This window comes from Algibacter luteus, from assembly GCF_900141715.1.
GTDB classification, from domain to species: domain Bacteria; phylum Bacteroidota; class Bacteroidia; order Flavobacteriales; family Flavobacteriaceae; genus Arenitalea; species Arenitalea lutea.
Genome location: NZ_FQYK01000005.1, coordinates 1 through 25,011, shown reverse-complemented (window position 1 = coordinate 25,011; position 25,011 = coordinate 1). Strand labels below are relative to the sequence as shown.

16 protein-coding genes are annotated in these 25,011 nt (G+C 34.6%); all 16 read right to left on the bottom strand.

The window, feature by feature from the left end:
- Positions 1-75 precede the first annotated feature (75 nt).
- A complete protein-coding gene (locus tag BUA46_RS10155; protein WP_019387642.1) occupies positions 76-456 on the bottom strand; it encodes a cytochrome C oxidase subunit IV family protein in 381 nt (126 codons plus the stop codon).
- 52 nt (positions 457-508) lie between these two features.
- On the bottom strand, positions 509-1,501 hold the full coding sequence (locus BUA46_RS10150) for a cytochrome c oxidase subunit 3 (RefSeq protein WP_019387641.1): 993 nt from the start codon (positions 1,499-1,501) through the stop codon (positions 509-511).
- 291 nt (positions 1,502-1,792) lie between these two features.
- A complete protein-coding gene (locus tag BUA46_RS10140; protein ID WP_019387639.1) occupies positions 1,793-2,374 on the bottom strand; it encodes a cytochrome c oxidase subunit 3 in 582 nt (193 codons plus the stop codon).
- A 3-nt stretch (positions 2,375-2,377) separates the two neighbouring features.
- The gene (gene cyoE, locus BUA46_RS10135) at positions 2,378-3,271 is read right to left on the bottom strand and encodes a heme o synthase (RefSeq protein ID WP_019387638.1); all 894 of its coding nucleotides are present in this window, start codon (positions 3,269-3,271) and stop codon (positions 2,378-2,380) included.
- Positions 3,272-3,464: 193 nt separating this feature from the next.
- Positions 3,465-5,570 (bottom strand): energy transducer TonB, encoded by a 2,106-nt coding sequence (locus tag BUA46_RS10125; RefSeq protein ID WP_019387636.1) that lies wholly within the window; start codon positions 5,568-5,570, stop codon positions 3,465-3,467.
- 288 nt (positions 5,571-5,858) lie between these two features.
- Positions 5,859-6,578: an energy transducer TonB gene (locus tag BUA46_RS10120; RefSeq protein WP_019387635.1), complete on the bottom strand. Its 720-nt coding sequence runs from the start codon at positions 6,576-6,578 to the stop codon at positions 5,859-5,861.
- Positions 6,579-6,638: 60 nt separating this feature from the next.
- Positions 6,639-7,016 (bottom strand): VanZ family protein, encoded by a 378-nt coding sequence (locus tag BUA46_RS10115; RefSeq protein ID WP_162129533.1) that lies wholly within the window; start codon positions 7,014-7,016, stop codon positions 6,639-6,641.
- On the bottom strand, positions 7,009-7,389 hold the full coding sequence (gene gcvH, locus BUA46_RS10110; RefSeq protein ID WP_019387633.1) for a glycine cleavage system protein GcvH: 381 nt from the start codon (positions 7,387-7,389) through the stop codon (positions 7,009-7,011). Before gcvH ends, BUA46_RS10115 begins: the two co-directional genes overlap by 8 nt.
- A gap of 137 nt (positions 7,390-7,526) precedes the next feature.
- Complete coding sequence (gene sov / locus BUA46_RS10105; RefSeq protein ID WP_019387632.1) at positions 7,527-14,831, bottom strand: T9SS outer membrane translocon Sov/SprA; 7,305 nt, start codon at positions 14,829-14,831, stop codon at positions 7,527-7,529.
- Positions 14,832-14,837: 6 nt separating this feature from the next.
- Positions 14,838-15,419 carry a Holliday junction branch migration protein RuvA gene (gene ruvA / locus BUA46_RS10100; protein WP_019387631.1) on the bottom strand — a complete coding sequence of 194 codons (582 nt, stop codon included), beginning with the start codon at positions 15,417-15,419 and terminating at the stop codon, positions 14,838-14,840.
- A gap of 49 nt (positions 15,420-15,468) precedes the next feature.
- Positions 15,469-17,766 (bottom strand): NADP-dependent malic enzyme, encoded by a 2,298-nt coding sequence (locus tag BUA46_RS10095; protein ID WP_019387630.1) that lies wholly within the window; start codon positions 17,764-17,766, stop codon positions 15,469-15,471.
- A 52-nt stretch (positions 17,767-17,818) separates the two neighbouring features.
- Entirely contained in the window at positions 17,819-18,742 is a 924-nt protein-coding gene (gene queG, locus BUA46_RS10090) for a tRNA epoxyqueuosine(34) reductase QueG (RefSeq protein ID WP_019387629.1), read from the bottom strand.
- Positions 18,743-18,794: 52 nt separating this feature from the next.
- Positions 18,795-19,817 (bottom strand): Holliday junction branch migration DNA helicase RuvB, encoded by a 1,023-nt coding sequence (gene ruvB, locus BUA46_RS10085; protein WP_019387628.1) that lies wholly within the window; start codon positions 19,815-19,817, stop codon positions 18,795-18,797.
- Positions 19,818-19,978: 161 nt separating this feature from the next.
- Positions 19,979-21,865 (bottom strand): OmpA family protein, encoded by a 1,887-nt coding sequence (locus BUA46_RS10080; protein ID WP_019387627.1) that lies wholly within the window; start codon positions 21,863-21,865, stop codon positions 19,979-19,981.
- 20 nt (positions 21,866-21,885) lie between these two features.
- Complete coding sequence (locus tag BUA46_RS10075) at positions 21,886-22,842, bottom strand: PorP/SprF family type IX secretion system membrane protein (RefSeq protein ID WP_019387626.1); 957 nt, start codon at positions 22,840-22,842, stop codon at positions 21,886-21,888.
- Between the two features lie 27 nt (positions 22,843-22,869).
- On the bottom strand, positions 22,870-25,011 hold a 2,142-nt coding region (locus tag BUA46_RS10070; RefSeq protein ID WP_072794746.1), incomplete at its 5' end, for a T9SS type B sorting domain-containing protein.

The window sequence follows — 25,011 nt, the reverse complement described above, 5'->3', positions numbered from 1 at the left end:
TCTATTGCTTTGCAAAAATAAAAAAAGGCGGTTTAAAAACCGCCTTTAATTTTATATTTAACTACTAAAAAAAAGTTAAAAGTCTCTTTTTATATAACCGTTATCATAAATATCAAATACATATCCACCTTCTTGCAATAAGATGAATATTAAGTATAAAATAAGGAATATGGTTGTCCATACTACAGCACGTCTTAAACCTTTTGTTTCATCGCGCATGTGCATGAAATCCCATGTAATGTAATATGCTTTTACTATAGTTAAGATAATAAATATCCAGTTTAAAAGCTTCATGCCTAAAAACGGAGCCATAGACCACTCTGGTTTCACAATACCCAATGCTACTTCAACGGTTGTAACTATAGTTAATAAAATTAAAACACCCCAAATTTTCTGAGTATTCGATTTAAATTTTAATAAACCTCTAAATATTTCTAATTTATGCTCGTGTGCCATTTTTTATGCTTTTTCAGATCCCGATTTCGGAATGATAAAAATTCTTAATTAATTAAACTAGGTAGAAGAATGTGAATACAAATACCCAAACTAAATCTACAAAGTGCCAATACAGTCCAACCTTTTCAACCATCTCATAACTTCCGCGTCTTTCATAAGTTCCTAAAACAACATTAAAGAAAATAATAATGTTTATAACAACTCCGGAGAATACGTGAAAACCGTGAAATCCTGTGATAAAGAAAAAGAAATCAGCAAATAGTGGCGACCCATATTCGTTTACATGAAGATTTGCACCTTCAACAACCAATCTACCATTCTTCATAATTTGATCTAAAGACTCCCCTCTAGATAAAACAGTTTTTTCTCCATCCTCGTTTATAATTTGAGTACGCACTAAAATATCTTTATTTGCTTGCAAACCATGAATAACTTCATCCATTGTATAACTAGGCAAAGTACCTTCATTTACAAACCAAAGTCCATTTTTTCTTTCGTGTTGTGTTCTATCTTTATGTGCTGTAGCAACCGCAAAATCTTTTACCGCTACACGCTTAAAAACTTGCTCACCGTCTTTTTCAACATAATGCCCAAACTGCAAGATGTTCCCACCTTTAGTTTGTACAGCGCCATAATCTCCTTTTATAAATGTGTTCCATTCCCAAGCCTGAGAACCAACGAAAATTAAACCTCCAATTATAGTTAAAAACATATAAAAGGTCACTTTCGATTTGTTCATATGATGTCCAGCATCTACAGCCAATACCATGGTTACAGACGACATAATAAGTACAAACGTCATAAATGCTACGTAGTACATCGGCGCATCTACACCGTGTAAAAAAGGAAAGTGAGTAAACACCTCATCGGCAATTGGCCATGCATCAATAAACTTAAATCTTGAAAATCCGTAAGCTGCTAAAAACCCGGAAAATGTTAAGGCATCTGATACGATGAAAAACCACATCATCATTTTACCGTAACTTGCTTTTAACGGTTGGTTACCGCCTCCCCAAGTTTTGCCTTCTGCTACTGCTGTACTCATATATAATGGTTGTTATTTAAAAGTTGCACAAAAATAATCATTTTATTTATCTAATAAAATATACCGCTTTAAAAATTAAAAACATGACAAAAATCATAGTTAAATTTGGTATTGGCGTTCCCTTCGCTTTCGGTCTGGAGGTAAAAAAAATCTTCAAAAATCGCCTCGGTCGCGCTTTCGGCAGTCGCTTCCTCCTGCGTCGGCGAGCTCCAACAAAGCCTCAATCGCTAACGCAACTATTCACAAAAAACCTTGTAAATCAGCAACATAAAAGGGATTTTCATTTCAGAATTACCTAACAAAATATAAAAACAAGAACAGATAAACCCAAAGTATATCTATAAAATGCCAGAAGGTTGCGGCCAATTCAAATCCTAACATATTTGTAGCATTATACTTTTGTTTAAAATGATTATAAATTACAACCAATAAACAAATTAAGCCCACTACAACGTGTAAAATATGAACTAAGGCTATTAAATAAATATAAGACATGGTAACGTTACTGGTTGGTCCAGTAAAATTGTACCCCAAATCAATAATTTGTTGAAATCCTGAAAACTGATTAAATATAAAAATAAATCCAAGAATTAAAGTAGCAAACAACCAAAGCATTGTCCCTTTGTTGTTGCCGCTTTTTAATGCACGTTTGGCTAAAATAAAAGTAGCGCTGCTAATAATGATTACCACGGTACTTACAATAAAAGCACTTGGTAGTTGAAAATCTTTTAACCAATCTGGTCTTGAACTACTCACCACAAAAGCACTAGTCCATCCTGCAAAAGACATGATAAGGGAAACAATCCCAAACCAAAGCATCATTTTTTTAGCTCTACTGTTTTTTTCTTCTTGTGTTCCTTGGGTTAAATCCATAATCTATCTAATAAATTTATCAACAACATAAATAATTTGAACTAAGGTAATGTACGACACACTTACTATCATAAGTTGTCTTGCTGCCTTTACACTCATTAATTTAAATAATCGAATAGCGTAGTAAAGCATCCAAATACCAACTGCAAAAACCAGTATAGCTGCCACTATTGAAAGTTGTAAAGTACCTGTAAAACCAAATACAGGAATTATTGAAATTAAAATAGTCCAAATGGTGTACATAATCGTTTGTACAGCAGTGCCTTTATCTTGTTTTCCTGTAGGAAGCATAAAAAACCCAGCCTTTTTGTAATCTTCATACAAAAACCAGCCAATTGCCCAAAAGTGCGGAAACTGCCAGAAAAATTGCAATGCAAATAAGGTGCCTGGTTCTATACCAAAATCGTCTGTAGCTGCCACCCAACCTAACATAAACGGGATGGCTCCAGGAATGGCTCCAACAAAAACCGCCAGTGGTGTTTTTGTTTTTAAAGGCGTGTAAGCACAGGTGTAAAGAAATATCGAAATTGCACCAAACATAGCGGTTTGCTTGTTAATGCTGTATAAAATAATAATCCCTAAAACGGTAAAAATACTAGAAATAATAAATGCCGTATTCACAGACATTCTTCCAGAAGGCACAGGTCGGTTTTTGGTTCTTTCCATCAACGCATCCAAATCTTTTTCAATAATTTGATTGAAACCATTTGATGCCCCCACCATAAAATAACCACCTAATGCAAGTAAGCCTAAAATTTTAAAATCAATAACATCTACACCCAACAAATACCCTACCAGCGATGAAAATACCACGCTAATAGACAAGCGCATTTTCGTGATTTCCTTAAAATCTGAAATCCAAGATGGAGCTGCTACTGTAGTTTTTGTGTTACCCAATGTTGTATGTCCTTGACGGCTTTTGTATTGCGAGTGCAAAGATACTCTATAAAAGCAATTTTAGCAATGGTTTTAACTGGTAAATTTTTTTTGTGTTTGGGCGTTACCACAAGGGTCGGGCTTTACGCTACAATCTTTTGCCAAAATGCAAAAGGATTTCCACTACAATCCCTAACGCAAATAGTAACTTCTATTAATTGTCAAAATACCAATTAAACAAATCGGTTCTCAGTCCAAAATTAACCCATAGCGTTTCGTTATTAAACGTTGATATTGTAGTTGCTTCAGGATTAAAGTTTCTAACCGTAATATCGGTAAACACTTTTAAGTTGGTCGCAGGATTTATTAAATAACCAGCTTGTAAATTTCCATTAAAGACTTTAGCTTTTAAACCTTGTCCAACCTCTACTCCGGTGTCAAAAGGGCGGTCGTTATAATCTCTATAAATATCTGCACCATAACTAAAATTATCGGTACCATCATTAAAATCTAAACCACGTGTTCCAAAAATTAATTTAGCATCGGCAAACCATCGTTTGTAACGGTATCGACCAATAATAATAGCTTCACTAAAGTTCGCTCCCCATAAATGTGCCATTGATTGGTTATTATGTGCATAATTCAACACAATGGTGTTATGAGAATACGTATAGGGCCTTACGCGATTATATTCAAATTGCAACAATAAATTATCCACTTTAAAGGCATTAAAATATTTGACACCTAATTGGTAACCAAACTTATTTTTCCAGCTTTTTTCACCTGCTTTTACATCTCCTAACGAAAATTCGTCTAATATAAACTGACTATAAATATTCACATTATCATTCCATTTATATTTAGCCGAAGCTCCTAAAATGGCATTTCCAGCACCTTGCCCCGTTTCAAATTCAATAGCTCTATAAAAAATAATAGGGTTTAAGTAATTTACATCAAATCCACGATCGTTAGAGTTTGTCCATAATACCGATTCAAACAAGCCTATATTTAAGCGCTTGGAAACATTCCAACTTAAATAATGGTTCGCAATAAACTTGGTTAAAAAAGCTTTGTCTTCCTCAACTTCATCTCTAACATCTTTAAGCCACATCCAAGTATTGGTGTATTTAATTTTCCAAAATTTGGTGTTTAATTTTAAAAATGGGTGCGGACTCGCCACATCACTTAACAATAACGAACGGTAACCATCGCCTATAAAGTTTTTACCATGCCCAAACTGAATATTAATAAATTGAGCTGGTGTAAACGACAAATACGCTTCGGCCACAGGATAATCGTATGAGTCTGTTTTAAAACGTTTGGCAATGCCACGACCAGGAATAATAGCCGGATCTGGACCAAATGCTTTTAAACTCTCAGCATATTGATTTACATATTCTGCAAATCGTCCTTGGCTTTCAAACACCGAGGCGTAAAAATTCAATTTCGAACCTAACCCTCCTTGAACATTAAAGCCTCTCGTATTGTTGTACGTTTTATTATTCTCAAGGTTTGATTCTATTCCGAATTCTAAATCCAATATAGGGTCCACTGTAAACCAATAATCTTTACCTTGTAATTGCACTAAATGCTCATTCCATAGTTTCCTTCCTGCCCAAGTTTCAGTTTCATGTTTTAGGCGTTCTTGTTCCTCTTCAAAATCATAATAATTTGAAACCTCCGAATAGAGAAATGGTTTTGATGCTGTATGGCTATTTGTTCCAATTAAGTTCATTTGTCTATCAAACCTCGCATAATCACTATGTGTAAACTGAATGTTTAATTGACTTTTAAATGTTTTATTCTCAAAGGCTTCAAGTTCCTTATCCACATTTTCAAACTCATTTTTGGCAGCTAATTCCAGTTTCGATACAGCTTTAGGAACATTAACTCCCTCCTCGGATGATACTAATGTTTGATTAGCCAAAGGTATTTTTATAGGAATAGAATATTGCTTAAAAGTATTACGCCCATTATAAGTTGCTGGTTTTATTTTCGGAAATTCTGAAAACACACGCTTAGCTTCTTCTTTGAGTTCATTATATAAAGCATCCGAATAAACTACTCGAAATTGCCCTGTAGTATCTACTTCAAAAATCACAACAACTTCACCTTTATATTTTTCTTTAGAAATACGTTCCGGAACTCTAAAATTATTGTAAATGTGTTCTAAAACCTGCTTATTAAAACAAGTTTGTAATGAATCTATAACTGAACTTTCACAATTTGGAAATACAGGTGGTTTTTCTAAATATAAAGCGTTCTGCGCGTAGAAATTATATGTAACAAAAAGTAGGAGTAGTACAATGAATTGCTTCATATTTTTTTACATAAATGGATTTAGGCTAGAAAGATACTATAATTTTAGATTTTGGTTATACTATATCGGTGATAAGTGTTTCTAAAATAGCAGAAAAATAAATTTATTCTGAATCTGGTTCATGCTTTTAAAAACCACTATTCTTATTATGATAACGTGTTTTACAACTGTAAATTATCTAAATTCATTTACATTAATAATGGTTCAAATAATTAATATGCTTTAATCAAAAAAAAAAACCTCGAAGAATACTTCGAGGTTTTTAAATTTATAATATCAATTATTATATTAATCTTGAACTTGGAAAATAATTGGTAACGAATATGGAACGTTCACAGGTTTACCACGTTGTTTTCCTGGTTTCATTTTAGGCAATAAGCCTATTACTCTTTTAGCTTCTTTCTCTAATCCTGGGTGTGGTGCTCTTGCACGAATACCTACTACACTACCAGTTTTATCAATTTTGAATATTACGTTTATACGTTGTCTTCCTGTTAATCCTAAATCACCAGCTAAATCAGTATTAAATTTCTTATTTACAAATTGTGAAATCTTTTTAGACATACAATCTCTTTTCGCAGCGTTGTTTCCACTTTCGCATCCTGGAAAAATTGGCACGTTTTCAATTACCGAAAATGGTACATCAATATCTTCCTCAACTTCTTCAACTTCAACTTCTTCAACTTCTACAATTTCAGTTTCTTGATCAACCTCTGTAGACTCAATAACCGTTTCTTCTACCTCAACTTCATCTTCAACAATCTCAATTACTTCAGGCGCTGCTGGTGGCGGTGGCGGTGGCGGCGGTGTTTGAATCTGCTCTGTGATTGGAATTTCCTCTTCTAACTCTTCATCAAGATTTAGCTGTCCGATATCAATATCAGACTTATCATAAGTTTTGTAATTAATCGCATAGTTTGTTATAAACAACATCAATGCTAATCCGATGGCAAAATAAAGCGAACTGTTACGTCCTACATTTGCTTTGGTGTTTTTTTTAGGTTCCATAATTTTTATCGTTTATCAAGATTGCTAAAATAACTATTTATTTATCAAAAAAGCAAGCGTTTAATTCTTTTTAACGCTCAATTCATGTTTAAGCCATATTATAAAGGAGGCAACTATAGCTCCCATTGAATTTGCAAAAGCATCATAAACATCAAATGCTCTTGAGGTCGTTATTGTACCTTGTAATACCTCAAGAACTATACCAAATAATATGGCAAATACAGCCGCAGTTAAGATGGCTTTCCTTTTTTCGAACTTTAACGACATTGAAAATGCAAAATACCAAAGGATTGTAAATAAGCTATATGCTAAAAAATGAAAAATTTTATCTGCAAAAGAAAGCTTTACCTCTGGGAGGTTTTTTAACGTCATTAAACTAGCTGTTGCCAAAGCAATAGCATAAAAAATTGCCGCAAATAGCGTAAGTTTTTTAAGCACCAATAAGAGATTTGTATTCTTCGGCGGAAAGTAGTCCATCAATTTGAGATAAATCTGAACACTTTACTTTTATCATCCAGCCAGCGTTGTATGGATCTGAGTTTACAACTTCTGGCTCGTCTTCTAAACCTTCGTTGAATTCTATTATTTCACCAGAAAGTGGTAAAAATAAATCTGAAACTGTTTTTACAGCCTCAACAGTTCCAAAAACTTCATCAGCTTCTAATGTTTCGTCTAAAGTTTCAACTTCAACATAAACAATATCACCTAATTCACTCTGTGCGAAATCTGTAATACCTATAGTAGCAACGTCTCCGTCAATTTTAACCCATTCGTGGTCTTTGGTATATTTTAATTCTGAAGGAATGTTCATTTTATAATTTTAAAGAATTTGTTCAACAAATGTATTTATTCAAAATCACATTTCAAACATCAAAGTACTAATAAAATAAAATAGAATTTAAACACCCTTATTTTATTGCGTTTACTAAGCAACGAACTGTTACTTTATTAGTTTCCAAAATTATATCTAACCGTGAAACCAGACCTAATTGTTGTTTGAGGAAAGGCCGTTGAGATGGCGTAGTCTGAAAACGTATAATCGAAATAGAAAATACCCGTTAAATTTTTACTAAACGCATAATCGGCGGTATACTTTAAGCCCCAAATGGTTTGACCCGATGTAATTTGATTATTTTCTAAATCAAGATACCTAATTATGGTTTTATTATCTCTTACCGAAATATCGGCTTTCATATTTAAATCGCTTACTATTCGCTTTTTAGGACCTGCTAATTTTGAACGAATTCGTAAATCTTTAATTCTGAATCCTAATCCTATGATGTATTCGTTTCCTTGAACTTCGGTAACTAAATTATTATCGAAACTCAGTGATAACATTCTATCTTTTTTAACTTCAGCCTGAATTCTAACCGAATTTTTCATTTCTAAATCTATTCTAACTAAAGGGCTAAATAATTCAGTTAAGTTAATGTTGCTAAACAACCTTTCGTTTTTTAAATTTCCAGATTGATCAAATGCCTCATTCGGTTGGTTTTCATAAGGAATTCCTTCTACCGGCGCTTCGTTGGCGTCAGGATCTAAATTCAAATTTAAATTAGTATTAAACTGATTGATGGTGTACGCTGATCGATACCCGTGAGTTATAGAAAACCGTTTAAAACGCTTTTTAAACCAATTAAACTGCATGAATCCGGTATATTTTAAATCCCAGTTAGGAATGGGCACATCTCTAAAAGCGCTAGTTGTTATTTTATTAGCATCTTGCCCAGAATAAGCTGCTAAAAATGCTGGTAACAACACTTTTTGATTGTTTTTACCAAACCCTAAAGGATAACCTTCGGCATCTCTAGTATACGCGTTATTTCCATAGAAACTTTCAGCTAATCGTTCTGCAATTTTCAATCTATTGGTTCTAAAATCCTCAAAGGCAGGCGAACTTACCTCATCACTTTTGTTAAAAGCTGTCTTGATTAAAACCGTTGAAATATTAAAATTACCAAACGTGTTAGGTGTTAACGGATTGTACACACCATTATCAACAAAATAATTTTCAGTAAAGTTCTCATAATAGGCTCTATTACCTACAATGTCAATTTTTAAATCTCTTACAGGTTGTAAACTTGCCGAAAGATCTAATTGTTTTGTGCTTGTGGCTGTATATTGCTGATTGAATTCATCGAAAGTTGTTAGCCAGCCGCGTCTTGCCGCTAAATATCTCACATCGCTTTGGCTACCAAATGTAAATCCTACAGTTGGTTTTAAAGTCCCTATAAATCCAGGGGTATTTAAGTATCCTGGTAAATACATCCCGTTATTTTCAGAATAATTTATTTGAATCCTTTTTATGCTTGTCAATACATCCACACCAGCATTTAAAAGTTTTATTACCGATTGATTCTTTCCTCTGGTTACTTTTGTTTTTACATCTTCATCAGGCTTGCCTCCCGGAGGTGCACCACCTGGTGTTGTTCTAGTTCTAACTCGTCTAATTGGTTTTTTAACAAGCCCAATGTATTTGTATAAACGGGTCATATCTAAAGAGGTGTTCAAATTATGAACGTTTGAATTCTGAACAGTATTACCTAAATCGTAGGTCTGTCCGTCAACTTCTAAACTTCCATACAAATCTGAACCTTTTTGCCATTGGAAACTTCCTGTGTACTGATAGGTAGCATCAATAAAACTAAATGTTGGTATTTTATTTATTGGTAACTGGTAGGTTACACCCAAATTTTGAGTTTGCCTGTTTGGGTCGCCTACATCCAATAAACCATCCCAAACATCTAAGGCTTCATCTTGTTCGCCAGCAATTAAATCGTTGTCTTTAAAATAATTTCGAACGATGTTGTTATTGGCAGCCGTAAAGTTAAATTGTAACGAATTGGTTAAATTATAGTTTATGGCATATTGAAAATCGAAGGTGTAATTTCTTCTGAACAATTCTTCAATTCCTATATTACCACTTGCAGCCGTTAAATCAATTTCTCTAAATTTTTGTCGGTTGAATTGCCTGTTTATATCTGTATTAATGGTAAAACTTGTTGGCAGTAAATTGAAATTGAAATCTTTTAGAATCTTCCAATATTTACCTGTAAAAAGGGAATCGTTTTTCTGAAAAGGCTCAATAGTAATGGGGTTAAAACTATGAGCATAATTGGCTCCAATACGCAGTGTTTTATTAACTGAGTTTTCAATTTCAAAATCTCTGTGTTCCACTTTATTATATGAATAGTTTAAAGTGACATTCTCAACATCATAAAACCTTGGTTTTTTATCGGTAGTTCTATTTTTTCTAACACCAATAAAATTGATGCTTTGCCTTTTGGTATAATCTTCAGATTGTTGTTTAATTTGTTCTCTTTCTGCATTATTTTCGGCAGCAGCCAAACGAGAATCTAAAGTTAGATCTTCGTAAAACTGATCGTATTTAGGTGTAATAAGCTCTTCACTTTGTGCATAGTTAAAAGGTACTTGAATTCCCCATTTCTTGGGTAACAATTGCCCCACATTAACATTGGTAACCACATCGTACTGCTTAACATCTTCTAAACTACGTTGGCTAGGACCTTGTTCTAACGATCCAAATCCCGAAGTGCTTTGTCTACCTGTTGCGCTTATGCTCGCAAAATCTGCTATGTTAGTATCCATACTTACTACAGCTGCCCAACCGCCTTCGTTATCTAAGTCTGATAAACGCAATTCGTTAAACCATACTTCTGAACATAACCCATTAAAACCTGAAACATTTTTAACACCAACCATTAGTGTTCTTACATCTCCAAAATTAGGATTTCCTTTAATTCCCACGCGATGTTGCCCTGGAACATATCCTGCAAACGGGTTTGAAGCTAAAACAATATCGTTACCCACAACATCATAGAAAGTTGGGTCTTGGTTGCTCAATGTCATATCTGAAATACCTTGTGCCTTAACTTTTCCTAATACTTCAATAGGTAAATTAATTTCATTGGCTTCGGGCCATAAACCTGATCTGGTAGTAGATGTTGAAACTTCTAATGGAATTTCAATTTGATAATAATTATCGGTTAAATCGTTACCAATTCTTATAAAACCAACCAAATCATTATCAGCTAAGTTGCCAGTTCCAGACTCACCATCTTCGGCATGCATAAACATTCTTAAACGTTTATACTGACGCATATCTATATTGATATTTTTATAAACAGCTCTGGAATCTTCAGTTTCTAAATTACAAACGTTAACAACTAGTGATTGCTCGTTTTGATTAACTACTGTATTGTTATTAAAGAGTTGTTCGGGCTCAATTCCTGGAGGTCTTTGGTAAATCCCATCATTTTCAATAGTCCCGATAACTCCCAAAGAAAAATCGGTATCATCATCGTCAGGGTCGTCTTGATCAAACTCTAAAGTTTGTGTATAACGCCTCCAATCGCTTCGAACTAAATCTAAAGTACCAAAACGGAAAATGGTTGTTTCTTGAAAATCTTTCAAATAGATTCTTGTGAATCTTACAGAACGTAAATCGCTAATTCCACCAACCGCTTTCACATGGCTACCTTGAACTGGAATTCTAAATTGATACCATCGTACATTTCGTGAATCGCCATTTGGTAATGACCGTGGTTGATCTTTAAAGTCTCTTAAGAAATCTTTCAACGGATTTGAATCCGGAATATTCTCAAAATCAGCTTGCGATTGTGGTAAATTTTGTCTTGTTAGGTCTAATTCGTACTCAAAATAACTATCAATGGTGTTCATGGTATTATCACGATTGATATCCTCAACATCAGGTTGCGTATTTGCACCTCTATCAGTATTTGTAAAGGTATCTGGCGTGTTTCCTTGTACACCGTTATATTTTTTATAACGTTCGAAAATATCACCATCGGTATTTAAAAAGTAAGCGTAATTATCTTTGGCGGGGTCATCACCAAACTGAGCTCCAAAAGCTTGTATTTCATTAGCATCGTCATAACCATCATAACCAACATCTTGATTATCTCGTTCACCGCCAGTGGTATCAAAAGCATATACCAACGACTGATTTTGTGGAACGACAGTACCCCAACTTGTAGGTTGTAATAAACTAATATCTCCATTATCTGGTAAACCGTTTTCGTACAGTTTTTTACCATCTTTTATGATATCCTCTGAAATATTTCCTAAGTTGAAAACTAATTTTCCACCTGGATTTGTTGGGTTATCTTGAAACGGGTCTTGTAACCAAAAATCGATATACTCAACATTTTGTTGTTCAAAATCGGTAGACGTAATTTGTCTTGTTATACCTGCCCAACTATCAATAGGATTATCTAAAACATCATCCTCAGAACCTGGCTCAAAATTATAAGGTCCTCTCTCTTCAGGGTAATATGCTAAATCTAAAGTAAACAATACCGAATTTTGCCCTTGTACTAAATCTTGTTCTGGAAATAACTCGTTAATAAATACACGACTAGTGTATAAATCTGAAACATCTTCGTCTGATATTTCACCTGGACGCTGACTGCTATAAAAAATAGGATCGATGGTGTACCAGTTTAACATGGCTCTACCGTATCCATTTTGAATACCAGCTTCATCTTCAAGTTCGTCTGGATCACCGTTTCCGTTTATATCCAAAGGTCTACTAGATAAAAACCATGACTGTTGCGATTTTAAATCGATTCCGTTTTGTGAACCTTCAAAATCATCGATATATGAAGTGGCTTCACCATTTAAATCGGTTCCTTTTGGAGCACCAGGAGCTAAATACGCAAATTCACCACGAAGTGATAAATTTGATTCTACATCGGTATCAATATTGGGTAATTTGTTTGCTAATCTTGTTAAAAATGGCACTTTCGTAGAATAATTTCCGTTCAAACCAAAGATGGTATTGTTAATCGATTCTGAACCGAAATTTGCTTTTTGCGTTATTGGCCGCTCGTTTAAGTTTAATAAGGTCGCCCCTAAAACAAAATTATCGTCGAATTTATGTTCGATATTTAATCCTGTGAATCGTCTTGTCTGTTGACCAAATACTGCGTTGTTTTCAGTCGAAACTTGAATCGGCGTATTGGAAGCTTTTAATGATTCGTCTAAAATTTGAACACGACCTAATTGATAGTTTACCGTATAATCGACACCTTCAACCAACACACGACCACCAGCAGTAACTCTTACCGAACCACGAGGCACATTAAATGCTCCTATTGGGATACCATCGCCACCACCTGAAGATTTATAACGCCCTTTTAATTTGAATTTATTTTTTTCAACCTCATCTAAAGCTGCCGTTTTCGTGCTTTTATAAAGTATATCGTAAACGTATTTTTTCTGGTCATCGTTATAAAGAGTATTGTCTGTATTATAATCTCCGCCACCCAGTATGTTGAATAAATATTCACCAAACGGTTCTGCACTTGTAAACACAATTTTTCCGTTGTCCGGGATTACAGTTATTCTCGGAACATAATCAAAAAATCCATCTCCACCAGATTGCGGATCGTTGTTGTAATTAAGTTTATCTAAATTAAAAACTCTTAATAATGGTGAGTTTTCAATACGGTCGTCGCTTGGAGTACTTGCATTAACAGGGTTTCCATTAATATCCAATGCAAAATCAGCACCTACAGGAGTAATGTAATTTAACGGTGATGCTTCGTTGTAGAAAATATTTAGAGTAAAATCATCTTGACTCAAATTATAAGCTCCTGTATCGTAGATGTTTTTCATCATTAAATCCCAAACAGGTTGATCTACATTGGTTATACTACTCTTTAACATTTTTGTTACTAGCGCAGTATTTACCACAGATGTTACGTCACCATTTGAGTTGGTGCCAACATTTGTTGCATCAAGACCATCGTTAGCAAATTCACCCACTTGATAAACTTTTCCGCCTACGGTATATTGAAAAGCAACGGCCAAAACTTCGTCGTTATTTAATCTTTGGTTTAAAGAAATGTAACCTAACTCTGTGTTTAGGGTATATTCTTGTCCGTTGATTAATTTTCTTGCATTTTCAAGTTTAGCATAATCTCCACCTTCATTAACTTGATTGTTTAAGGTGCCGAAACCTTGGTCGGCCGTAGAAATGTCTCTAATCTGTTCAACTAATACTGAACCTGTGCCGATGGCTTTTGGATTAAAATCGTTATTGCCATTATCTGGTAACGCACTGGTAGTATTGATAAATCCACCAGGAATTGGGTCTAATAATAAATTATCATTTTCAGGTTGTGCCGCACTATAAAAAGATTCACCTAAATCTTGCAGCGCAACAATATTCCTAACATTATCTGTTCGGTTGCTTCTATTGGTCATCCAAACCTCCAATCGAGTAATTTGCAAACCTTTGTTATTGATGAAAGGATAGTTAGCTAGTGCATTATCATATTCATCTCTAAAATATTGTGCTAAGAAGAAATGCCTGTTTTCGTCATATTCTCTAATGAAAAACTCAAATTCTTCCAGCGTTCCTCCACCTTGAGCAACAACCGTGTTAGCTTGCGATTTTTGTTCTGAAAATACTCCCGTTACTGTAGTTTTTCCAAATTGAAGTTGTGCTTTTACACCAAATAAACTTTGTGCTCCTGTAATTAAAGAGCTATTTAATGGCATGCTCACATTACCAACTTCTATTTTTTGAATAATGTCATCTTCAGTTGGTGTGTATTCTAATTTTATAAGCTGTTGAAAATCGAAGGTTGACTGTGTATCGTAATTCGCTGTAACCTGAAGTCTCGTTCCAACTTTTCCTAACAAACTCAAGCTTATTCTCTGGTCGAAATCGAATGTAAAATTACTTCTGTTTCTTGGTGAAAAGGAAGGATTGTCTTGTTTAGAAAACAAAACACCTAAATCCATTTCTACAGATCCTTGAGGAATAACTTCAATGGTGTTACTTCCAAAAATACTTTCAAAAAACCCGGAATTCACATAAAATTCTGGAAGCAAATTTTTGCGTTCGTCGTCAGCTCCATCTTTCTTTCCATCAAAAGCATCAATTTTATCTTTGTAATAATTCCTTAAATTTTCTTTAGCAACTAATGCATAGTACTCTTTAGGCGTTAAAATAATGGGGTAGTTAATATTAAACTCTCCTATTTTTTCGGTATATATGTATCGGTCTGTTAAAGGGTCGTAAGTGTATTTTGATACAACACTGTTGGGGTTTGGTATTTTGATATTCCCAAGTGCAAATCCTGTTTTTACAGAATCTTGTGCTGGTTCTTGAGACCAACCTAAAAGCGAATTAAATACTATAAATGCTAATAGGAGAGAATATTTAATTAATTTATAATCTTTAAGGTTAGTTCGATTCAAAATATATTATAAATTTTTTAAGGCTTGTTTTATAATCGTTTCAACATCAGCATCAGGTTGGCTTACCATAATTTTATCCACAACGCGTTCTGCCTGCTTTTTCACAAAACCAAGCACTTCTAAAGCAGATAACGCTTCATCTTTGTTGGTATTGCCTTTAGAAACAGAAACTTCATCAATATCGTAAATCTTTAAAATTTTATCTTTTAAATCAATAATAACACGTTGTGCAGTTTTGGCTCCAATACCTTTTATAGATTGAATTAATGCCACATCGCCAGTAGCTATACCCTCCCTAACTTGTTTTGGCGTTAAAGATGACAACATGGTTCGTGCTATACTTGAACCAATGCCACTTACAGATATTAAAAGTCTAAAAATTTCGCGTTCTGCTAATGATGAAAACCCATAAAGTGTATGAGAATCTTCTTTAACTTGAAGATGTGTGAATAATTTTAAATGCTCTTGATTAGGAATTTGAGAAAATGTATGCAATGAAATATTTAACATATACCCAACACCATTACATTCTATAACAACATGAGTTGGATTTTTTTCGGTAAGTTTCCCTTGAATATGTGTTATCATGAATTGTTATCCTTAACCCTCAAATGTAATAAAATTATTTACATTAGGATTATTTGCTTTTGGCATTTTCTAAATCTCTTTTTTCTTTTTGCTGCGCATCCACAACCGCAATTGCAGTCATATTTACTATTTCATCTACACTTGCCCCTAATTGCAAAATATGCACTGGTTTTTTCATACCCATCATAATAGGCCCTATTGAATCGGCTTCATGCAATTCTTTTAATAATTTATAAGTAATATTTGCCGCGTCCAGATTAGGAAATATTAAAGCATTTACCTTTTTCCCTACTAATTTTGAAAATGGAAAACGTTCGCGAAGCATTTCATCATTTAATGCAAAATCGGTTTGTAATTCACCATCAACATCCATATCTGGATAGTGTCGATGAAGGTAAGATACGGCTTCTCGAACTTTAGTAGCTCTATCGTTTATTGACGAACCGAAATTTGAATAAGAAACCATTGCCATTACAGGATTTAAGCCAAAAAGTTTAATAACCGACGAGGTCATTTGAGCAATTTTAGCTAAAGTTTTAGCATCTGGATCAATATTAATAGAGGTGTCACTCAAAAATATTGGACCTCTTTTTGTCATCATAATATTAGTCGTAGCTATTTTACTAACACCATCAGCCATTCCTATAAGTTCTAACATTGGTTTAACTACCGTTGGATAATTTCGAGAATACCCAGAAATTACAGCATCAGCATCTCCTTCATTAACCATCATAGCTGCAAAATAATTTCGCTCTCTCATTAAACGCTGTGCGGAATAATAAGTTACTCCTCTACGCTTACGTTGTTCCCAATATACTTTAGCATACTTATCTTTTCTTGGATTTTCTTCCTCTGTTTTTGGGTCAATTATAGCTATATCGTCTTCAAACTCAATTTCTTTCATTAAAGCTTCGATAGTTTCTTTTCTACCCAACAAAATTGGTATTGCTATTCCTTCTTCATAAACTATTTGTGCCGCTTTTAATACATCTAATTGGTCGGCTTCAGCAAATACAACACGTTTCGGGTTTATTTTTGCTCTATTTAAAAGTAGTCTTACAAGTTTATTATCAGAACCTAATCGCTCTAATAATGAATCGGTATATTTTCCCCAGTCTTTAATTGGTTTTTTGGCAACACCACTCTCAATAGCTGCTTTAGCAACGGCTGGAGGAACTTCAGCAATTAAACGTGGGTCAAATGGTTTTGGAATGATATAGTCTTTACCAAAAGTTAATCGAGTTTCCCCATAAGCAATATTAACTTGCTCAGGTACTGGTTCTTTTGCTAATCTTGCTAATGCTTTAACCGCCGCCATTTTCATGTCCTCGTTAATCTTAGTAGCACGAACATCTAGAGCACCTCTAAAAATAAAAGGAAAACCTAAAACATTATTTACCTGATTAGGATGATCGCTACGGCCTGTAGCCATAATAATATCCTTTCTTGTTGCAACCGCTAAATCGTACTTTATTTCAGGATTTGGATTTGCCATGGCAAAAACAATAGGGTTTTTAGCCATTGCAAGTAACATTTCAGGAGATACAATATCCGCCATAGAAAGCCCAATAAAAACATCGGCATCCTTCATAGCTTCATCAAGTGTATCTATTTTTCTGTGTGTTGCGAATTCAGCTTTTTCTGAAGTTAAATTATCTCTATCATCTCTTATAACTCCTTTGCTATCTAGCATTACCATGTTTTCGCGTTTAGCGCCACATGCTTGATATAATCGAGAACACGATATAGCTGCTGCTCCGGCACCACTAATCACTATTTGTACTTCTTCTATTTTTTTGTCAGCTAATTCTACAGCATTTATTAACGCTGCTGCTGAAATAATTGCCGTTCCGTGCTGATCGTCATGCATTACTGGAATATCCAGTTCTTCTTTTAAACGTCGTTCTATTTCAAACGCTTCGGGAGCTTTGATGTCTTCAAGATTAATACCTCCAAAAGTTGGCGCAATATTTTTTACGGTTTGAATAAATTCTTCAATATTTTCGGTATCTACCTCAATATCAAAAACATCAATATCAGCGAAGATTTTGAATAATAAGCCTTTTCCTTCCATCACTGGTTTTGAGGCTTCTGGACCAATATTTCCTAATCCTAAAACTGCTGTTCCGTTTGAAATTACAGCTACTAAATTTCCTTTAGCAGTATATTTATAAACCGTTTCTTTATCTTTTTCAATCTCTAAACATGGTTCTGCAACACCAGGGGAATATGCTAACGATAAGTCTCGTTGGGTCGCATATTTTTTTGTTGGTACTACTTTTATCTTACCTGGAGTGGGTTTTGCGTGGTATATAAGGGCCTCTCTTCGTTTGCTTTCTTCGCTCATAATATGATTAATTAACTAACGGACAAAGATAACAATCCTATTAAGGAAACTCCTAATCTTTTAAAAAATTGATGTTTCTTTTTAAACCCGAAAATTTTGTGCGTTTTACTGCTGAATTTTTAAATACTTTTTGAAAAGTTTCTTCAGTTATTTCTTCCCATTCCTTTTTTGACATAGAAAGTAATTCTGGATGTGGATTGAAAAGCGGCTCCTTATGCGATTTTGAAAATCGATTCCATGGGCAAACATCTTGACAAACATCACAGCCAAACATCCAATCGTCCATTTTACCTTTAAATTCTGTTGGGATATTTTCTTTTAATTCGATGGTGAAATATGAAATACATTTGCTACCATCTACCACAAAAGGCTCGGTGATAGCTTCCGTTGGGCATGCATCAATACAGGCGGTACAGGAACCACAATGGTCTGTTGTAACTGTATCATATTCCAACTCTAAATCGATAATTAATTCTGCAATAAAATAAAATGAACCCACTTGTTGGGTTAATAAATTACTGTGTTTCCCTATCCAACCTAATCCCGATTTTGCCGCCCAAGCTTTATCTAGAACCGGAGCTGAATCAACAAAAGCGCGACCATGAACGTCTCCTATTTCATCTTGAATAACATGTAATAATGATTTTAGCTTGTCTTTTATTACGAAATGATAATCTGTTCCGTAGGCGTATTTAGAAATTTTGAAACTATTTTTATTTTGCTCTTCTGAAGGATAGTAGTTTAATAACAATGAAATAACACTTTTTGAACCCTCAACAAGCTTCGTAGGGTCTAAGCGTTTATCAAAATGGTTTTCCATATAATGCATTTCTCCGTGCATTTGGTTATTGAGCCATTTTTCTAAACGAGGTGCTTCTGCTTCTAAAAATTCTGCTTTACTAACGCCACAAGACAAAAAACCGAGGCGTTTTGCTTCGGTTTTAATAAGCTCTGTGTATTTTGATTTCGAATTCATTAATGTTTTGGACTTCGACTGCAATCAGTCTGACTTCATAACTAAAATGAAATTAAAACAAGCCCCCTTGAACAGGCCCTTTAGTTTTGCCTAAGTGTTTATAAGCTTGTTCTGTAACTTCTCGACCTCGTGGTGTTCGCATAATAAATCCTTGTTGTATTAAAAACGGTTCGTAAACCTCTTCAATTGTTTCAGGGCTTTCGCTTACAGCTGTGGCTATGGTTGTTATACCTACTGGTCCACCTTTAAACTTATCAATGATAGTAGTTAAAATTTTATTATCCATTTCATCTAAACCATGGGCATCAACATTTAAGGCTTCTAATGCATATTTGGCTATTTTAATATCGATAGAACCATTACCTTTTATTTGAGCAAAATCTCTAACACGTCGTAATAATGCATTAGCTATTCTTGGTGTTCCTCTACTTCTGCCTGCAATTTCAACCGCTGCTTCCATAGAAATTGGGACCTCTAATATCAAGGCGCTTCGTTGTACAATAGTTGTAAGTAAATCGGTTTTATAATATTGAAGTCTGCTTTGAATTCCAAAACGTGCACGCATTGGTGCGGTTAACAATCCTGAACGCGTTGTAGCACCAACTAATGTAAACGGATTCAAATTGATTTGAACGGTTCGCGCATTAGGTCCTGTTTCAATCATGATATCAATTTTGTAATCTTCCATTGCGGAATACAAATACTCCTCTACAATTGGACTTAATCGATGAATTTCATCAATAAACAAGACATCACGTTCATCTAAATTAGTTAATAAACCTGCCAAATCCCCTGGCTTATCTAGAACAGGTCCAGAGGTTACTTTTATACCAACTTCAAGCTCATTGGCTAAAATATGTGCTAGTGTTGTTTTTCCTAAACCTGGAGGCCCATGAAACAACGTATGATCTAAAGCTTCGGTCCGTAAGTTTGCGGCTTGAACAAAAATTTGAAGGTTTTCCAAAACTTGATCCTGACCCGTAAAATCGTCAAATGATAATGGTCTTAACTTTCTTTCTACATCTAATTCTTCTGGTGAAAAATTCTCGTCTGTTGGATCTAGGTTTTCGTTCATGTTTGAGACCTTTCGACTGCGCTCAAGGTGACATTTAGGTTCAATTTAAAAAGATTTCCGTCTATACGGAATGACAAAAAAGTCAGTACAAGCAAATATAAACAAAAAGCCTTTCTGTTTTAGAAAGGCTTTTTAAATATTTGGTTGATTATTTTGGTTGATTAATTTAAGATGGTAAACTCACAACGTCTGTTTATGTCGTATTCTCTATCGTCGCAAATACCCTCTTTAACACATTGGTTTAAAGGTTGCATTTCGCCGTAACCAATACTTTTTAATCGGTTTCTTTCTATACCTTGACTTACAAGATATTCCAACGTAGAAGCGGCACGTTTTTTAGATAAATTTAAGTTGTATTCATCTGGTCCGCGGGCATCGGTATGTGCAGAAACCTCAACTTCCATAGATGGATATTTCTTCATTAAATCAACTAATACATTTAGGGTAACAGCTGCATCTTCACGAATAATGGCTTCATCAAAATCGAAGTAAATTTTATCTAATTCAACTTGAACGATTCCATCATCTTTTTCTTCTACACGCTCTTCTGCATCAGCAAAAGATTGTAAACTTAAATAGATATTATGTTGCACTTTCCCTTTACTATCAGTTGAAAACTCAACATCCTGAGGAATGTAAGCTTTTCTTGTGCCACGAACTTTATATTTTTTATTTGGTTCTATTTTGAAAATATAATAGGCATCGTCACCTACTATAGTGTCTTGTATTACCGTATCAGATTCATCAAATAAGGTTACTAAAGATCCTGCTAATAGTTCTTTGCTATTTAAATCTTCAACAATACCTTCAACTTGATACATAGTTAATGGGTTTTGCTCTCTTGCAAATCCATACAATCTATCGTAACCCGTTCGGTTTGAAGACACATAACCTTTATTGGTTTTTTCTCTAACAACATAGGCAAAATCGTCTAAATTGCTATTGATGGTGCTTCCTAAATTTACTGGTTTATCAAATGTATTATTCACCATATTACTTCTAAATACGTCTAATCCACCAAATCCTTGATGTCCTATAGATGAAAAATAAAGTACATTATATTCACTTATAAATGGAAATTGTTCTCTGTGCTTTGTATTGATAGTCTCACCTAAATTTTCTGGTTCACTGTAAGTACCATCATCATTTATTGTAACTCTGTATATATCAAAGCTGCCATAAGATCCAGGCATATCACTAGCAAAATAAAGTGTTTTTTCGTCTTTACTTAGCGCAGGATGCTCTGTACTATATGCGTTTGAAGTAAATGGCAATGGTGTAACATTAGTCCATTGGCCGTCTACTAATTCTGCCTTATAAATTTTAATGTGCGCAATACGTTCCTCATCGGTTTTTTTACGCGCAGTATTCGTTCTATTGAAGTACATTGTTTTTCCATCTTTAGAAATAACAGCATTACTCTCGTGCGAACTTGTATTGATAGCTTCAGAAAATGGTTGAATATCTTCTAAAATATTCTGACTATTAATGGTAGCGCTATACAAATCAAGATATGGCAAATTATTCCAAGCGTAAGCTGGATTTTCAGAATTCCTAGCTGATGTAAATGCTACTTTATCATCACCATAAAATGACAACCCAAAATCGCTACTAGAATTTTTGTTTTCAATTTGTTTTAATTTGAACGTATGCGGCGTAGTTTTATCGGTTTCTTCAATAAAAGCCAATGTGTTTACTGGTTTATTGTAGTAACGTCTTAAATGTTTATCGGCTTCTTTATAGTCTTTTACACCTTTTAAAGCTTGAGCAAACTTGAAGTGATATTCAATATCGATAGAATCTCCATATTCAACAAATAGTTCTCTGTATGTTTTAATAGCCTTTTGAAGACTTGAATTATAATAGTAACAATCTGCTAAATTTTGAAGTACTTCTTGATTACGTTCTTTCGTTTCATAAATTTCAGCAGCGTCTTTATATGCTCTCATTTCGAACATTTTGTTTACGCGCTTTAAATTTTTATTTTGTGCCATAGCCGTTCCACTAACTAATAAAAGGCCTGCAAGTATGTATATAAATTTTTTCATGTTTTCCAATTATTATTAAGTTAGAAGAATCTGGGTGAACGATCGTAACCACCTTTAAACCCGAATAAATCAACATCGAACAAAATAAATATTTCGTGCGACCCGGAATTGTAATCTCCTAGGTTGGTTGTGGTGTAATCGTAAGCATAGCCTATTCTTAAATCTTGAGTTATTCTAAAATTTATTAATGCACTTATAGCATCATCCAAACGGTAACCTAAGCCAGCTTCTAGCTTTTCGTTAATTAACACGTTGGCTGTAATATCAACAGCTAAAGGAGCGCCTTTAACACCTCTTGCCATAAATGCAGGTTTTAGTTTAACATTGTCGTCTATATCGAAAACGTAACCTCCAGTTAAAAAGTAGTGTACATTTTGCACACCAGTTGCTTTTATACCGTTTTCATTCTCAAGATGTTTTGTTGAAAGCATATTGGGAGCCGACAACCCGAAATAATAGTTGTCGGTAAAAAAGAATGCCCCAATTCCTATATTCGGAAAAGCTTTACTTATGTTTTCATCAAAAGCTTGATCGGTATTTGATCCTCCTGATTGTAATTGAAATCCGTTGAAATTAGTATCAAAAAGCGTAACTCCAGCTTTTACACCAAAGGAAATTTTAGTTTCAATACCAACTGGTAAAACATATGCAACATCTGCGTATATGTTGTTTTCATTGACAACGTCTCCAATATTATCATTGGTGAAAGAAATTCCCATTTCTATTTTATCGTTGATAGGGGTATGGGCAAAAAAGCTTCCTGTTTTTGGGGCGCCTTCTAATCCTACCCATTGTGTTCTATACAATCCTCCTAAGTTTAATATCCCTTCTTCCGCAGTCGCGTAAGCTGGATTAATGACACTCATATTGTACATGTATTGTGTAAATTGAGGATCTTGTTGTGCATGACTTTGAAAAGACAGTATGATTATACTTAACAAAGCAGCTATTTTATGATATATTTTTAAATTTTTCATGTTCTTAAATTTTGCTTTATCTATAAATTATCTGCTTAAGTATAAGCGTCCTTGTTCTGGTTTAGTTTCACCATCATTAAATCTGAAAATGTAGAAATACACTCCAACTGGTAAATCACCTTTGGCAACTATTCTGCCCTGATTAGATGTACCATCAAAACGTGGTGTGTTTGCATTTCCTTTATAAACAATGTTTCCATTTCTGTTATAAATCTCAATCTCAAAATTTGGATATAGGATGGATAGATTGTCCACCTCATACGTATCATTTGTTCCATCACCATTTGGTGAGAATCCATCAGGAAGACTTATTTTTCCACAAGCCGTTAAATCCGGAGTAACCATTAAACGTACACTACTTTCACATCCTGTTGTTGCATCAATTAATGCCACATAGTACGTTATATTTGTTAACAGTGAATTACTATCAATGGCAACACCTCCTGTTTGAACATCATACCATGCCAAATTATCTTGAGCACTATCATATTCGACTATATTTAATGAGAGTGTTTCAATAGTTGGGTCATCGTTAATACAATATTCAATTGAAGGATCGATTAACGTTGGTGTTGGTGTATCATTTATCGTTGGAATTATTTGAACTGGAATTGATGATTCACAACCTGTACTATTGGTTTGAGTTGCATAATAATCTTCTCCATCAATTAATGCATCCGTAGATAACACTGGTATTGTTAATGCTAAATCATCATACCAATTTACTATACCCGTTGGTCGAATACTAATTGATAAGCCTGCCACAGTTGGGTTATTCGCTAAACAATATTCCGGATTTGGATCCAACACTATTATAGTTGGTGAATCATTTACAGTTACCGCAATTTCTGCCACTGAATCTGGCGAACAGGGTGCAACTGCTGTAACGGTATAGGCATATGTTCCTGAAGCATCAACCGCTGGATCAAAAACACCTGTTCCGCTAGTTAAAGCCGGCGACCAAGCACCTCCGCTTTGAGCTCCGGTTCCTAATAAATCAAATAAATCTGTCGGATCATCACCTGCGCAAATTGTAAGCGTATTATCTGCTCCTGCGTTAGGCGCCAATGTAACTGTTATAATCACTTGATTTGTAAACGTACCACAACTGTTAGTTAAGGTATAAGTATAAGTTCCATCTAAATCAACTAACGGGTCAAAAACTCCTGTTGTACTTGCTAATGCTGGAGACCATACACCGCCAGTATCAGCACCTCCAAGAAGCGTAAATAAGTCGGTAGTTCCATCATTACTACAAATATCTAATGTAGGATCAATGTTTGAACCAGCATTTAGAGGTTCTTCTATTGTAATTGTAATTGTTTCACTATCATCTAAACAAGGTGCAGAAGCTGTTACTAAGTAAGTAAAACTGTATGTCCCGGCTGCAACACCCGTAGCGTCAAAAACATTTCCTGCTAGTGTACCTACACCATCATCATTACTCCAAGTTCCGCCTGAATCTTGAGACCCGTCTAAACCAGTAAATAAATCAATGTTACTATTGTCGTTACAAGATACAATTGCAGTAGCATTTGGCGCTCCTGCATCTGGCGATTGATATATTGTTGCCATTACTGCGGTTCTCAAAGATGACTCACAACCTGTAGTTGCATCTGTTTGAGTAGCATAATACATTTGACCATCTACTAAAGCTGTTGTATCAGGCAGAAGATTTCCACCGGTCATTGCGTCATACCATTGAATGGAAGTTCCAGTTGCTACTAAATCTACTACTGTAGCTGTATCACAAAATTCTTGTGGTGTTGTCGCGCTAGGTGCAGATGTATCATTAATAATTATTGAAACTGTAACATTTACATCATCACAAGTACCAATGGCAGCGACATCGTAAGTATAGTTATAAGTTCCTGCAGCTAATCCGTCTAAGGTTACCACATTTCCTGATAAGGCTCCTGAACCATCATCGTCATTCCAAGTTCCTGATTGATCCTCATCTGACAATAAGTCGAATAAATCATAGGTTTGTCCTGTAGTTATTTCAGCAATACAGAAAGCTACTGGAGTTAATGCTGTACCTGATTCTGGTGCGTCTTCAACAATTATAGTTACAGTTGAACTATTTGTACAACCGTTTGCATCTGTTATTGTATATGTAAAATTGTAATTTCCTATGGTTAAAGCAGTCAAATTAACATCACTTCCCGT

Excerpts from the sequence above, each read along its gene's own strand:
- BUA46_RS10155 (WP_019387642.1), bottom strand. The coding sequence starts at position 456 with ATGGCACACGAGCATAAATTAGAAATATTTAGAGGTTTATTAAAATTT.
- BUA46_RS10150 (WP_019387641.1), bottom strand. The coding sequence starts at position 1,501 with ATGAGTACAGCAGTAGCAGAAGGCAAAACTTGGGGAGGCGGTAACCAA.
- BUA46_RS10140 (WP_019387639.1), bottom strand. The coding sequence starts at position 2,374 with ATGGATTTAACCCAAGGAACACAAGAAGAAAAAAACAGTAGAGCTAAA.
- BUA46_RS10125 (WP_019387636.1), bottom strand. The coding sequence starts at position 5,570 with ATGAAGCAATTCATTGTACTACTCCTACTTTTTGTTACATATAATTTC.
- BUA46_RS10120 (WP_019387635.1), bottom strand. The coding sequence starts at position 6,578 with ATGGAACCTAAAAAAAACACCAAAGCAAATGTAGGACGTAACAGTTCG.
- gcvH (WP_019387633.1), bottom strand. The coding sequence starts at position 7,389 with ATGAACATTCCTTCAGAATTAAAATATACCAAAGACCACGAATGGGTT.
- ruvA (WP_019387631.1), bottom strand. The coding sequence starts at position 15,419 with ATGATAACACATATTCAAGGGAAACTTACCGAAAAAAATCCAACTCAT.
- BUA46_RS10095 (WP_019387630.1), bottom strand. The coding sequence starts at position 17,766 with ATGAGCGAAGAAAGCAAACGAAGAGAGGCCCTTATATACCACGCAAAA.
- queG (WP_019387629.1), bottom strand. The coding sequence starts at position 18,742 with ATGAATTCGAAATCAAAATACACAGAGCTTATTAAAACCGAAGCAAAA.
- ruvB (WP_019387628.1), bottom strand. The coding sequence starts at position 19,817 with ATGAACGAAAACCTAGATCCAACAGACGAGAATTTTTCACCAGAAGAA.
- BUA46_RS10080 (WP_019387627.1), bottom strand. The coding sequence starts at position 21,865 with ATGAAAAAATTTATATACATACTTGCAGGCCTTTTATTAGTTAGTGGA.
- BUA46_RS10075 (WP_019387626.1), bottom strand. The coding sequence starts at position 22,842 with ATGAAAAATTTAAAAATATATCATAAAATAGCTGCTTTGTTAAGTATA.